We start from the raw sequence: 12,407 nt of genomic DNA on the forward strand, positions 1-12,407 counted from the left end.
CGGTCAAGGGGCGGAAGGCGATTGCTGGATATTCAGTTTATCCGGGAAAACGTCGATGCGGTCAAAGAAGCGGCGCGGATGAAGGGGATCGACGTCGACATCGATCGGCTGATTCACGTCGACAACGAGCGGCGGTCCCTCATCCAGGCCGTCGAACGACTGAAACACGAGCGCAACGAAAATTCGAAGCGGGTCAAATCCTTGACCGGCGAAGAAAAGACAACGCTGATCGAACGGACGCGGGCGATCGGGGAAGAGATCAAGACGCTTGAGGCCCGGCTCGATGCGGTTTTGGCGGAGTGGCGGGCGCTCATGCTCCGGGTGCCCAACGTTCCGTCGCCGGATACGCCGATCGGGACGTCGGAGGAAGACAACGTCGAAATCCGCCGCGTCGGAACGCCGCCCGCCTTTTCCTTTCCGCCGAAGAACCACATCGAGCTCATGACGCTGCACGGCATGGTCGACGTCGAGCGGGGCGTCAAAGTGGCCGGCAGCCGGTCGTACTACCTCATGGGCGATGGACTGCGCCTGCATCTGGCCGTGCAGCGGCTGGCGCTGGATCTCCTGGCCGAGCGGGGCTTTACGCCGATGGCCGTGCCAGTCCTCGTCAACGGCTTCGCCCTGGAAGGGACGGGGTATTTCCCCCTCGGCGAAGAACAGGCGTACCACTGTGAAACCGATGACAAGTACCTCATCGGGACGGCGGAAGTCTCCCTGGCCGCCTTTCACTACGACGAGATCCTTCGGGAAGAGGAGCTTCCGAAGCGGTACGTCGGCGTTTCTGAATGCTTTCGCCGGGAGGTCGGATCCGCCGGACGGGACACGTTTGGGCTTTACCGGGTGCACCAGTTTTCCAAGGTGGAGCAGGTGATCATCGGTCCGAACGATGAAGCGATGTCCCGACGCCTGCACGACGAACTCCTGGAAAACGCCGAGCTCATCTTGCAGCGCCTGGAGCTTCCGTATCGCGTCGTGCAGGTGTGCACCGGGGAGATGGGGCAGGGGCAGGTGCGGAAGCACGACATCGAAACGTGGATGCCGTCTCGAGGCGGCTATGGCGAGACCCACTCCTGTTCGACGTTTCACGATTTCCAGGCCCGGCGTCTCAAACTTCGGTATCGCAAAGCGGACGGATCTTTGGCATACTGCCATACCCTCAACAATACGGCGATTGCCTCGCCGCGGATTTTGATCGCCCTCGTGGAAAATCACCAGCAAGAGGACGGCTCGATTCGCATCCCCGAGGCGCTTCGCCCATACATGGGGGGGCGGTCCTTCATCGGGCGTTAGAGCGCCCAATCCGGCGTTTTCCTTTTGGCAAGCCGCTTTGGTTTGTGTTATAATCAAAAGGCGCTCCACAGCGGCAAAAGCCGGCGGCCGCCGATCCGATTCTGGCGGTCCGCCGGGGATGTTCACGCGGTCCCGTAGCTCAGGTGGATAGAGCCGCAGCCTCCTAAGCTGTGGGTCGGAGGTTCGAGTCCTCTCGGGACCGCCATACATACCGCGTCAATAAAGGGATTGCGGGCCATGCCCCTAAGGGGTATGGTCCTTTTTTTGGTCGTTTGCCGCCATTTTGCCGACATAAAATCATCGCAGCGCATCGCATTTTCGGTTCGCTTCGCCGGTGCGGACCGCTTGGTCTTGTGCGGCGCACGCCTCCGCGCTCCTCCCGGCGCTCGCCGCTTCCGTCGATCTTTCGCTCAAGCCCGGGCTCGGTGGGCATCCCGGTTATGAAATCGGAGATTCGGGTCCGATCGGGACCGCCGTCAAAACGAAAAAAAAGCGGGCTTCCGAGAGCCCGCTTTTTAGATCGCTGCTTTTTTCGGATCGCTCACCAAAACCGGACCGACTTCGTTTCCGGAACCCACTTGTATTCGACGCCGAGCGCTTCGGCGACCTGGGCAATGGGAACCATCGTCCGACCGTTTACGATTTTCGCTGGCGCGTCGAGCGGGCGGTTGACCCCGTTGACCGACATCGTCGTGGCGTCGATTTTGATGACCACCTTCTGATTTCCTTTGGTGATCGTCACGGTCTTTGCCTTCGGTTCCCAAACGATGTTGTTCTTCGGCACGCCGAGGGCCGTCGCAGCGAAGCTGATGGGCACGAACGTGCGGTCTTTATCGATGAACGGTGCCGCTTCCATCGAGTACCGCTCGCCGCCGACCGTGTACGCCTGGCTGCCCACCTGGAAGACGACGATCTTTTTCACGTTTCCGGCATGGTCGCGCATGACGTGCATGTCGGTCGTCGGGATGTAGCCGGATTTGACCACCAGGCCGCCTGGACCTTGGACCTCCGGATCGTTCAGCATGAAATCGAGGAACGCGGCGACGACGCCGGTCGGTTTGCCTTTGGTGTACATGTGCTGGTAGGCCCAGACCTTGTAGCGGTTCGTCACGACGTTTTCCTTTGTCGGAGCGACGCCGTCGATCTTCAGGGCCTTGACGCTTCCGTCGAGGTAAGACAGGGCGAGGTAGCCGATCGCGCCGGGCGTTTCGGCGACGATCTTCCGCACCGTGCCGGAAGAATCCTCTTCGATGCCGGAGGCCTCCTCAGCGCCGTCTAGGGCGTATTTCTTGAACGTCGCCCGGGTGCCGGAGCTCGCCGGCCGGTTGACGAGGACAATCTTCTGGTTCTTGCCGCCGACGTCCTTCCAGTTCGTGATCTTGCCGGTGAAGATGTCGATGAGCTGCTTTTTCGTCAGGTTATCGACGCCGACGTCCGGGTGCGCGACGGCCGCCATGGCGACGACCGCCACCTGGTGGTCGACGAGATCTTTCGCCTGTTCGGGCTTGAGCTTTTCTTCGGCGTACAGGTCAGAATTGCCGATGTCGATGTTTCCTTGGGCGACCTGGGACAGGCCGGTACCGCTGCCTCCCCCCTGAACGGTGATCTGAACCTTCGGGTGCTTGGCCATAAACCGCTTCGCCGCTTCTTCGACCAGGGGCTGCATGGCGGTCGATCCCGCCACAGTGATTTTGCCGCTCAATTCGGCGGCGGCACGGACCGTCTCCGCTTTTTCAGCGGCCCCGACGCTCGCGCTTCCGGCCATCGGGGCGAGGAGCACGGCCCCGGCGATGAAGAGGCGCATGATCGAGTTGAACGTCATTCGCCCACCCTCCCCTTCACAGGCTTCAATGCCCTATCCGCTGCCATTGTACAAGCCCTGTGTAAAAGGGGCTTGAAGGTCGGATTAAGAAAACGTAACATTTATGTTAAGTTTTGGTAAAAGCAAAGGCCGCTTCAGATAATGCAATTTATACATCTTGCATATTCCGCTTGTCGGTGATAAAATGGGATACGTTCAAGCGGAGCGATCGAGGGCCATTAGCTCAGTTGGTAGAGCACCTGACTCTTAATCAGGGTGTCGGGGGTTCGAGTCCCTCATGGCCCACCACTACATACCGCGAAGATCAAGGCCTCCGGGGGTTACACTCCGGAGGTATTCTTTTTTACCGGCTCTTCTGCCGCCATTTTGACGTCATAGAGATGAGTGTTTAACGTTGCATCTATCAGACTGTCCTGCAGGCTTGGTAGAACGTGCGAGTACGTGTCGAGGGTAATCTGGATGCTCGAGAGGCCGAGCCGTTCCTGAACCACCTTCGGATGACTGGCCGGGTGAGGGGCGGCGTCGTGGACGCGTGCCGGAGGTCGCGGAATTGGAAATGATTTTACTTTCCTTCCTCGACCTCCTTTACCTCGATGATCGGCCGGGACCCCTGGGTCCAGTCGTCCTGGAACGCCGGGACCAGGTCGCGGGCGCGGTGGTCGAGGACGGGCTGGCCCGTGATGAGGTACGGGCGCCCAACCTCCAGTTCCCCGGCTTCGATGAGCCAGAGGGTGCTGCCGGTGCGCGCGACCGAACCCTCCTCTACCAGCAGCTCGGCCACGTACTGGCCGTCGCCGCGCCGCTGCGTGACGCGCACGGGCGCCTCGAAAACCAGCGAATCCGTTTCCCAAAGGAGATAGAAGACCAAGAGCATATGATCTGTGTTGTAACTCTTATACCGCTGGGAGAAGCGGCTCCTTGCCTCATGGAAAGCCCCGCTTGGGTCGGCGCGCCAATCTTCCCTCTGCGAGGCTTCCCTTCGGGTGTCCTGGAACCAGCTTTCCAATTTGGGGAGGCTGAGCGATGGCTTGAGCCCTGCCCGCAGGATGCGCTGCAAAAGCTGTTCTATGCTGCCGAGATGGTCCTCTCGGATCCAGTCCAGCTGTCAACATCGGATGTAAAATCCCCAATAGCAGCGGATAAAGATTCCCCAAAATCACCGGCATGATTTCCTCAAAATCATCGGGATGAATTCCCCACCCCTGTGTCGAACTATGGCACCTGCCATCACTTTTGGGGAGGTGCCGGTGATGAGGGAGAGTGAGAAGATGGAGATCAGGAAGCTGTATGAGGAGGGCGTCAGCATCTCGGAACTGGCCAGAAGATACGGCCATGACCGCAAAACCATCCGCAAGGCTGTGAGTGAGCCGAGGCAGCAGGAGGAGGGGAGGGTGAAGTCGCGCAGCCGTAGGGTGAAAGGCCACAAGCTGGAGCCGTACAAGGCCTATGTGGAGCAGCGCATGCGTATCGGCGTCCTCAATGCGGAGCGAATCTTTCGCGAGATCCGGGAGCAGGGATATACCGGCGGAATTACCGTACTGCGCGAGTTCATGCACCCTCTCCGCCCGGTTGTCTCTGCCAAGGCAACCGTGCGGTTTGAGACGGCTCCGGGGGAACAAGCGCAAATCGACCTGGGCGCATTCCCCTACCTGGATCCGCAGGGCCATCGGCGCAAGGTATGGTGCTTTGCCATGGTCCTCGCCTACTCCCGCATGCTCTACCTGGAGTTTATCAGAGCGGCGGACCAACGGCATATCCTCCAGGCGCTCCGGAACGCGCTGGAGTTCTTCGGCGGGGTTCCAAAGGTCATGCTCAGCGACAACTGCTCCCCGCTGGTCGTGGCCAACGACGGTCATGGACACGTCGACTGGCAGCCGGCGTACATGGACTTCGCCAAGTACTACGGATTCGTGCCCAAGGCCTGTAAGCCCTACCGAAGTCGCACCAAAGGGAAGATTGAACGGCCCATCGGGTATATCCGGTCCAGCTTCTGGCCGGTTTCGTTCGTGGACCATGACGACCTGAACCGGCAAGGTGCCATCTGGCGGGATACGGTGGCTAATGTGCGCATCCACGGCACGACGCGGGAGCAGCCGGTGGTGCGGTTTCAGGCCGAGACGCTTAAGCCCCTGCCTAAGAGCCGGTACACGCTGGCGTACGCCGATATGCGCAAGGTCATGAGCGATTGTCGCATCTCCTGGAACACGAACATGTACACCGTTCCATGGCGGTATGTGGGGCACACCGTGCTGGTCCGGGAGTTTGAGTCAGGCCGCCTGCAGATCGAGTACGGCGGGCAGGTCATTGCCGAACACCGCGTGCTCACAGGCAGGCACCAGGTCTCAACCGACCCTGAGCACTTCAAGGGCATCCCGGCTGGGACGCCTCATCCGGATCGAGGCAAGGTGCCAGGGTTGCAAATCGGGCCGGACGTGGAGCAGCGGGAGCTGTCCGTCTATGAGCAGATCGCGATGGGAGGTCAGGGGCAATGAGTGAGGCGTTGGTTTTGGCCAAGGCCGAGGAGCAGCTGCTGGAGCTGGGATTGAAGCGCGCCGCGGCGGTGCTGCCGGCGTGCGTGGAGTGGGCAGCGGGGCACCAGGCGACCTATGCGGAGTTCCTGCACAGACTGCTGGATGCTGAGCAGGAGGAGCGATACAGCCGTTACATGCACGCCAGACTCCGCATGGCCAACTTCCCGTATCACAAGACCCTTGCAGATTTCGATTTCTCGTTCCAGCCGTCCGTCGATGAGCGACAAATACGCGAACTGGCCGGCTTGACGTTCATCCGGGAGGGCAGCAACGTCATCTTCCTGGGACCGCCGGGGGTGGGCAAGACCCACCTTGCGGTGGCCCTGGGGATGGAGGCGATTCGACAGCGCATGAGCGTCTACTTCGTGACCATGCAGAAGCTGGTCGCTGACTTGCGACGGGCGTACCAAGAGGGACGGCTGGACAAGCGCCTGCGCATCTACACCCAGCCGAAGCTGCTGATCTGCGACGAAGTCGGCTACTTGCCGCTTGACGCCTTGGACGCCGCGAACTTCTTCCGGCTCGTGTCGGAGCGCTACGAGCATGGCTCCCTGATCATCACGTCCAACACCAGCTTCACCAACTGGGGGACACTCTTCGGTGACCAGGTGCTGGCCTCTGCCTTGCTCGACCGGCTCCTGCACCACGCCACCACCATCAACATCCGCGGCAACAGCTACCGGATGAAGGACAAGCTGCGCGCCGGGGTGACCCATGCGCTGAAGGAGGAGGTGACCGCGTAGATCGAACATACGTCTGGGGAATGATGCGCGATGATTTTGGGGAACTGAATCCGCTGTTTGTGGGGAATCGAACGCGATTTTTTTGGGGAGTTTTAATCCGCTATTGACACAGCCAGGCATCCTCCAGGCGGGCCCCGTTGAGGAACGCCGTTTCGATGATGAGATCCCGGTAGGCCATATATATGGGCGCCAGCGGCGTAGACCGTAGGATTTCCTCCAGAACTGACAGATAATGCCGGCGAGCGCGGCGAAAGGTCTCGAACGCTTCGTCGCTCATGCCCAGCAACACGGGATGCGCTCGGGGATCCAATGTCGAAACCATTTTATCGTTCACCAGCACCTCGCCAGCCGAGTGCCAATGCCCTGGCAGATCATCCCAGTAGCGGACGAGAAGAACTCCAGAAGGGCCACCTGCTCGGGAGTCAGGCGCATATCCGGCGGTTTCAAAGGCCAGGATTCCCAGCCGGCAGGGGGGACGAAGACGTTGGCGAAGGGGACGGGCACGTTGTCGATGTTGAAGATGCCGGAGCGACCGACCACCACCAACGAGGCCGGGTTGACCGGGGATCTGCTGGGCCGGGACCCAGCCCGAGTGGGCGGTGGTGAGGCGTTCGTCCTCATAGACGTTTGCTGTCGCGGGAATCGCTTGGTTTACGGCGTCGGGCATAGGAGTGTAGTAGGTGATCCTGCGCCACCCGTCCCGCTTCTCGGGCTCCAGCCTGAAGCCGTTGCCCGCTTTAAGTTCCCGGATCACCGCTCCTCCAGGCTCGCTGGCCACGGGGACGCCATCTTTGAGCGCGTAGCCCACCGGCGGCCCGCCGGGCTCCTGGAGGATCCAAAGGAGCGGCGTTTCGCTTGAATCATCCGGATCGATCAGCGCGGAAAGCCGCTTGTGAGGGGTCAGGGCTGCCTGGCTGACCAGGAAGGAAACATCCTCCTTGAGAACCGACCCATCTGCTGCCTTCCACCTCTTGGGAATCACCACCATGACCACCCCCATGTGGAGACCGCCCGTGTTGGCCCAGATGATTAGCCTCTCGCCCTCAATCTCGAAGACGTCGGCCGCCGGGCCCCCATAGTAGGGATCAGAGGTGCCCGCAGGGTGAATAGGAAGGTAACCACCGTATTGAAGGTAAAAGGGCCGGACCTCCTGCTCTTCGGCCAGGGGGCGGTCGAAGGTCAGCACGAAAGCCGGCCGGGGGATATAGCGGACGGAAAAAGGGGGGCCTCAGGCCAGATGAAGCCGTAGGCCGGACCGGGCACGTCCACCTGGACCACGCGGAAACCGGAAGCGGCGATCGGGTTTTGTGAAGGAACTTTGGCGCCAGGCATGGATTTTTGTGACATACAACCTCCCGTCAACAAGAAAGTCGCCAGGACGGTTGCCAGCCAGGCGATCACACGGAACGAGCCCGCTCTTCTCATTCGGTCGTCACCTCCAGGAGAAAGGGCCGGGCGGATCGCGACGGCCCGCCCGGCCTTGCTCACTCGGCATCCCCCTGCTCAGGGGCCTACGCCATTTTCGTCCTTCGGGTTGATGGGGACTTGCAATTCGCGTCGATTCGTGCTATCATGCCATTGTCGTTTCCCCGAGTAGGGGATGCGGTGATGGGGCGGCCGACGCCCGACAGACGATGCGGACGTAGTTCAGGGGTAGAACGCAACCTTGCCAAGGTTGAGGTCGCGGGTTCGAATCCCGTCGTCCGCTCCAGGATCGAAGCCGAACGGGCCGCCGATCGGGTCGGGGATCGCCCGGGACGTGGGATGCCCGACTGGAAAGGCGGACGATTGGTCGATATATCGTATCACATTGGCCGCATTGGAAAAAGCGGGAAAGCCATGGGAGCGAAAAAGGGGCAGTCGCCCCTTTTTCTTTTTCGCACATTCCGATGACCGTTGCGCCGGAGCGCGAACGGGGGCGCCGCCGAACGGCTTCGCTCGGGCCGCCGTCGCGGTGAAGAATGCCGATGGGCGGAGGTGGGCGCGTTGGACCGCGGAGAATCCGAGAAAATCGCTCCTGTCGATCCTAAGGAACAAGAAGATATCGCCGGGTCCGAGGACGAAGACGAAGATGTGCGCTGGATGCGGCTCGCCCTGGAAGAGGCGAAAAAGGCTTTGAAAAAGGGCGAAGTTCCGGTCGGCGCCGTCGTCGTCAAAGACGGCGTGGTCGTCGGCCGCGGGCACAACGTCCGGGAGACGGAACGGGACCCCCTCGGCCACGCCGAACTGATCGCCATCCGGGAAGCGGCGCGGACGCTCGGCGGGTGGCGGCTAGGCGGCACGACCTTATACGTCACATTGGAGCCGTGCCCGATGTGCGCCGGGGCGATCGTGCAAAGCCGCATCGACCGGCTTGTCTTCGGCGCCGCCGACCCGAAGGCCGGAAGCGCCGGAACGCTCGTCAACCTCGTCCGGGATCCCCGTTTCAACCACCGGGCCGAAGTGCGCGGCGGCGTCCTCGAGGAGGAGGCGGCAGCGCTTTTAAAGGCGTTTTTTGCTCGGCTGCGGAAAAAACGGGCGGACGACCTGTAGGCGCGAACGCCGAGGCGGCACCCGCGAAGAAGAAAATCGGGAACGCCGCTTTCAGGACGCCTCCGCACGCGCGTCTCCGTGACGGCGCACGGAAACGGGCTAATTCTTCGCTTCCTTCCCGGGATAGGCGCCGCGGCCGTCTTGTCGGCGTCCGCATATCGAACGGGAAAGGACCGCCGACGACCGGCGCCGGGGAGAAAGGCCAAAAAGACGATGGCGACGACGTTCGTGCCCGGCCTTGACGTTTCTTCGTTATCAGGGGCAGATCGATTGGGAGGCGGTGCGAAAGAGCGGCCGGCGGTTTGCCTTCATCAAGGCGACGGAAGGAACGACCTGGGTCGACCCGCGGCTTTCGGCCAACGGCCGCGGCGCCGATCGGGCCGGGCTGGCCGTCGGATACTATCATTTTTTTCGAGCCGCCGATCCGAAAACGGCGCTCGAGGAAGCCGAAGCCTTTTGGCGCGCCATCCGCGGGCTTCCGTTCGTCCTTCCGCCGGCCCTCGACCTCGAGGTCGTCCCTTCGGGCACATCGCCGCAGGCCTTGAGCCGGGCGGTGCTCGCAGGGCTCCAGGCGATCGAGCCGCGCATCGAGGCTCGCCCGCTTCTTTACAGCTCCCTCTACTTTTTGCAAAATCGTCTAGAAGGCCGGTGAAAAACCCCTTCATTTTGAAGGAAAACCGGACCCATGGATCGAATTCATTCAATCAAAGCAAGCAAGCATCCCTTCTCAAAAAGGAGATTCAAACATGCGGCCTCGACGATTGACTTCCCATCAACCCAAATTGTTTCAGCATATTGATATGGAAGCCCTCGTGCCACAAAATCACATCCTTCGCCAAATCGATCGCGTCTTGGACTTCTCCGCGATCCATGAGTGGGTCGCCCCGCTTTATTCGGAACGCGCCGGACGCCCGGCCGTCGATCCGGAACTCGTCATGCGGATCATCTTACTTTCTTACCTCTTCAATCACTCTGAGCGGGAACTCTTTCAAACGCTCCCCATGCACGCCGGTTATTTGTGGTTCTTAGGGCTCGATTTTGAGTCCGTACTTCACCCGGAGGCCGGGGGTCCGCGGCTTCCGGATCGTACGACCGTGGTCAAAACACGGAAACTTTGGCGCAGGCATGGCATTTTTGAGAAAGCCATGCGCCATGTGGTGGATCAGTGCATCGCCGCAGGGCTCGTTCAGCCGGAAGTGCATGTCGCAGTGGACGGTACGCTTGTCCGAGCCAATGCTTCCATCCACAGTTTAAAGCCCATCGCGCCGGCCCCCGTGGAGTCGCTTGACGCTTATCTGGCCCGGCTGGAGGAAGAAGATCGCTCGTTTTCCGACGGCGGAGACGAAGACGACTCCTCTCCGTCTGACCCCCATCCTCCCGATCCGGGCCCGAACCTTTCATCCCCCGGCTCCCCTTCGGCTTCGTCGGGAAGGCCACCCAAGAAGCCGGGCGATTTTCGGGGGGAGCGGTTTTCCAACCGGACCCACCGGAGCATGACCGATCCGGATGCCCGCCTTTATCGAAAGAGCTCCGGTCAAGAAGCCCATTTGCGTTATCTCATTCATCATACGGTGGACACCCGCTCCTCCGTCATCTTGCGGACCCAGGCCAAGATCATCACGGGCACTGCGGAACGAGAGGCCGCCATCGAAGCTCTGCTGCACATCCGGCGTGAGCACCCCTCTCTTCGCATTCAAAGCGTCTCCGGAGACGGTGGATATGCCGATACGGAAACGCTCGATCGGCTTTTGAAGATGGACGTCGTTCCCCTTATTCCCGTGCGATCGCTTCAAAAAGAAGCGCTCCCCGGGTGGCGCCGAGCCGTCCGGGATCCGGAGAAAGCGCGCCAAAGATGGAGCAAGATCAAGGCGGTGCTCGTGCGGAACAAAGTTCGTCGCCTGAATGGTCAAACGCATTACCGAGCCATTCGGAAACGACGCGTTGTCATTGAACGTCTTTTTGCCGAAGGCAAAGAGCAGCACGGCTTAAGCCGTGCTCGAAGCCGTGGCTTGGAAGCGATGCAAGAGCAAGCCATCCTGACGGCTGTAGTGCAGAATCTCAAACGATTAAGCCGGTATGTGCGGAGGTCATGCGCCCCTCAGACTGGACAAATGCTAAAACTATGTTGTATCCTTCTGTCAAAGGAGGGGCGACCTGTGAAACGAACAAAATCCATCCCCGGCTCCATCAAATTCAAAGCGGCTTTGGAACTGATCAAAGGCGAAAAAACGCTCGTCGAACTTTCCCGGGAATACGGCGTTCATCCGAATACCCTCTTGAAGTGGAAGCAAACCCTCCTGGAAAAAGGCGCTGAGCTCTTTGAACCCCCGAACAAAGAGCAGGAATACCAGAAGCGCATTCGTGATTTGGAACAGCTCCTCGGCAAAAAGGAGGTCGAAATCGCGCTCCTAAAAAACTTCCTCGGGCAGGGGAGCTAGATCAACTTCCGCTTCAGGAGCGCATCCGTCTGGCGCAAGAGGCGCTGGCCAGGCGGCTGGCTCCCCTGCCGATTCTCCTCAAGACACTTCGCATTCCACGAGCGACGTGGTATTACCAGAAAAAGCGCCGGGAAACCGAGAAGAAACGAAGGGAGTCTGATGCAGCGCTCAAAGCTGAGATCGAAGCCATCCTTCAGGAACATCCGGAGTACGGCTATCGCCGCCTCGAGGCCGAGCTTCGGCGGCGGGGAATGGTCGTCAATGGAAAGCGGGTCCGTCGTCTTCTCCACACGTTTGAGCTTTCCCTCAAACGAAAGGTGAGAAAACCGAAGCCCAATCCGCTGCTCGAGACGGTCGTCCTGGCCAAGGAACGGGCGAATCTCGTCGCCGGCCTTCTTTCCGAACGGGAACCAGACGCCTTTGAGGTGCTCTACACCGATTTCACCCAGCTCGTCTATGGCGGCGGGAAGGTTTGGTTTTTGCCGATTCTGGACCATCGGACCCGCATGGTGATCGGATATGCCATCTCTTTCTCGCCGGATGTTCGGACCGCGCTTCAGGCTTGGGAACGGGCCAAAGCGTTCATCCTGACCCAAAAGAGGGAGCGCCCGAAAGCCATCCTCCATCACGATCAGGGCGGCGCCTTCTTGAGTCACGCGTGGGTCGGTCATCTCCTGCTTGAAGAAGGACAGCGACTGTCGTACAGCCTGCGGGGACCGAAGGAAAATCCCATTGTCGAATCCTTCTTCTCGCGTTTCAAAGCAGAGCATCAAGACCTTCTGCTTGAAGCAAGGAGCATCGAAGCCCTCGATGCGCTTTTGGCCGAACGGATCCGGTACTACAACGAGCATCGGCTGCATTCAAGCCTGCGGTACAAAACGCCCCAAGAAACGCTCAAAGAAGCCCTGAGCACAAGCTAGGTCTGAATCACATAGGGATACCGATCAAATTGTCTAATTTAAGGGGCGCGGCTCCCGGAAGCGCCCACAGACCGGGAGTTTCGTGTGCCTCAAACCGGCATACGAAGGGCTTACAAGGGGAGTGGCGGCGT

The 12,407-nt window shown here is 60.3% G+C and carries 10 protein-coding genes, 3 tRNA genes and 1 pseudogene; 10 read left to right on the plus strand and 4 right to left on the minus strand.

Annotated features, from left to right (window positions below; translation table 11 throughout):
• Window positions 1-21: 21 nt before the first annotated feature.
• Together serS and K2M58_RS00060 are read left to right on the plus strand one after the other, a co-directional pair.
• Complete coding sequence (serS, locus tag K2M58_RS00055; protein WP_220677811.1) at window positions 22-1,290, plus strand: serine--tRNA ligase; 1,269 nt, start codon at window positions 22-24, stop codon at window positions 1,288-1,290.
• 128 nt (window positions 1,291-1,418) lie between these two features.
• Window positions 1,419-1,495, plus strand: a tRNA-Arg gene (locus K2M58_RS00060).
• 336 nt (window positions 1,496-1,831) lie between these two features.
• On the opposite strand, the gene K2M58_RS12450 is transcribed toward K2M58_RS00060, so the two are convergent.
• Window positions 1,832-2,212 (minus strand): copper amine oxidase N-terminal domain-containing protein, encoded by a 381-nt coding sequence (locus K2M58_RS12450; protein ID WP_252393632.1) that lies wholly within the window; start codon window positions 2,210-2,212, stop codon window positions 1,832-1,834.
• Window positions 2,204-3,094: pseudogene (locus K2M58_RS00065) on the minus strand (phosphate ABC transporter substrate-binding protein); the annotation flags it as partial. The gene K2M58_RS12450 and the pseudogene K2M58_RS00065, both read right to left, overlap by 9 nt.
• 230 nt (window positions 3,095-3,324) lie before the next feature.
• Here K2M58_RS00065 and K2M58_RS00070 point away from each other — a divergent pair.
• Window positions 3,325-3,400 (plus strand) — tRNA-Lys (locus K2M58_RS00070).
• 274 nt (window positions 3,401-3,674) lie between these two features.
• On the opposite strand, the gene K2M58_RS00075 is transcribed toward K2M58_RS00070, so the two are convergent.
• Window positions 3,675-3,980 carry a hypothetical protein gene (locus K2M58_RS00075; RefSeq protein ID WP_220677813.1) on the minus strand — a complete coding sequence of 102 codons (306 nt, stop codon included), beginning with the start codon at window positions 3,978-3,980 and terminating at the stop codon, window positions 3,675-3,677.
• Between the two features lie 346 nt (window positions 3,981-4,326).
• Here K2M58_RS00075 and istA point away from each other — a divergent pair, with 346 nt between their 5' ends.
• Together istA and istB are read left to right on the plus strand one after the other, a co-directional pair.
• Window positions 4,327-5,604 carry an IS21 family transposase gene (gene istA, locus K2M58_RS00080; RefSeq protein ID WP_252393391.1) on the plus strand — a complete coding sequence of 426 codons (1,278 nt, stop codon included), beginning with the start codon at window positions 4,327-4,329 and terminating at the stop codon, window positions 5,602-5,604.
• Entirely contained in the window at window positions 5,601-6,386 is a 786-nt protein-coding gene (istB, locus tag K2M58_RS00085) for an IS21-like element helper ATPase IstB (RefSeq protein WP_220676869.1), read from the plus strand. The genes istA and istB overlap by 4 nt, the downstream gene beginning before the upstream one ends.
• A gap of 100 nt (window positions 6,387-6,486) precedes the next feature.
• Here the strand turns inward: istB and K2M58_RS00090 are convergent, their stop codons facing one another.
• Window positions 6,487-7,572: a hypothetical protein gene (locus tag K2M58_RS00090; RefSeq protein ID WP_220677814.1), complete on the minus strand. Its 1,086-nt coding sequence runs from the start codon at window positions 7,570-7,572 to the stop codon at window positions 6,487-6,489.
• Window positions 7,573-8,022: 450 nt separating this feature from the next.
• Here K2M58_RS00090 and K2M58_RS00095 point away from each other — a divergent pair.
• The 5 genes from K2M58_RS00095 (at window position 8,023) to K2M58_RS00115 (ending at window position 12,276) form a co-directional block, all read left to right on the plus strand.
• Window positions 8,023-8,097 (plus strand) — tRNA-Gly (locus tag K2M58_RS00095).
• A gap of 332 nt (window positions 8,098-8,429) precedes the next feature.
• On the plus strand, window positions 8,430-8,918 hold the full coding sequence (gene tadA / locus K2M58_RS00100; RefSeq protein WP_289628286.1) for a tRNA adenosine(34) deaminase TadA: 489 nt from the start codon (window positions 8,430-8,432) through the stop codon (window positions 8,916-8,918).
• A gap of 238 nt (window positions 8,919-9,156) precedes the next feature.
• Complete coding sequence (locus K2M58_RS00105; RefSeq protein WP_220677815.1) at window positions 9,157-9,570, plus strand: glycoside hydrolase family 25 protein; 414 nt, start codon at window positions 9,157-9,159, stop codon at window positions 9,568-9,570.
• 94 nt (window positions 9,571-9,664) lie between these two features.
• Window positions 9,665-11,356: a transposase gene (locus tag K2M58_RS00110; protein ID WP_220677816.1), complete on the plus strand. Its 1,692-nt coding sequence runs from the start codon at window positions 9,665-9,667 to the stop codon at window positions 11,354-11,356.
• A gap of 71 nt (window positions 11,357-11,427) precedes the next feature.
• Window positions 11,428-12,276: an IS3 family transposase gene (locus K2M58_RS00115; protein WP_252393562.1), complete on the plus strand. Its 849-nt coding sequence runs from the start codon at window positions 11,428-11,430 to the stop codon at window positions 12,274-12,276.
• Window positions 12,277-12,407 lie beyond the last annotated feature (131 nt).

This window comes from Hydrogenibacillus sp. N12, from assembly GCF_019645935.1.
Classification (GTDB): domain Bacteria; phylum Bacillota; class Bacilli; order Thermicanales; family DSM-22653; genus Hydrogenibacillus; species Hydrogenibacillus schlegelii.

Coding starts and splice junctions, on each gene's coding strand:
- istA (WP_252393391.1), top strand. CDS start 4,327: ATGGCACCTGCCATCACTTTTGGGGAGGTGCCGGTGATGAGGGAGAGT.
- istB (WP_220676869.1), top strand. CDS start 5,601: ATGAGTGAGGCGTTGGTTTTGGCCAAGGCCGAGGAGCAGCTGCTGGAG.
- K2M58_RS00110 (WP_220677816.1), top strand. CDS start 9,665: ATGCGGCCTCGACGATTGACTTCCCATCAACCCAAATTGTTTCAGCAT.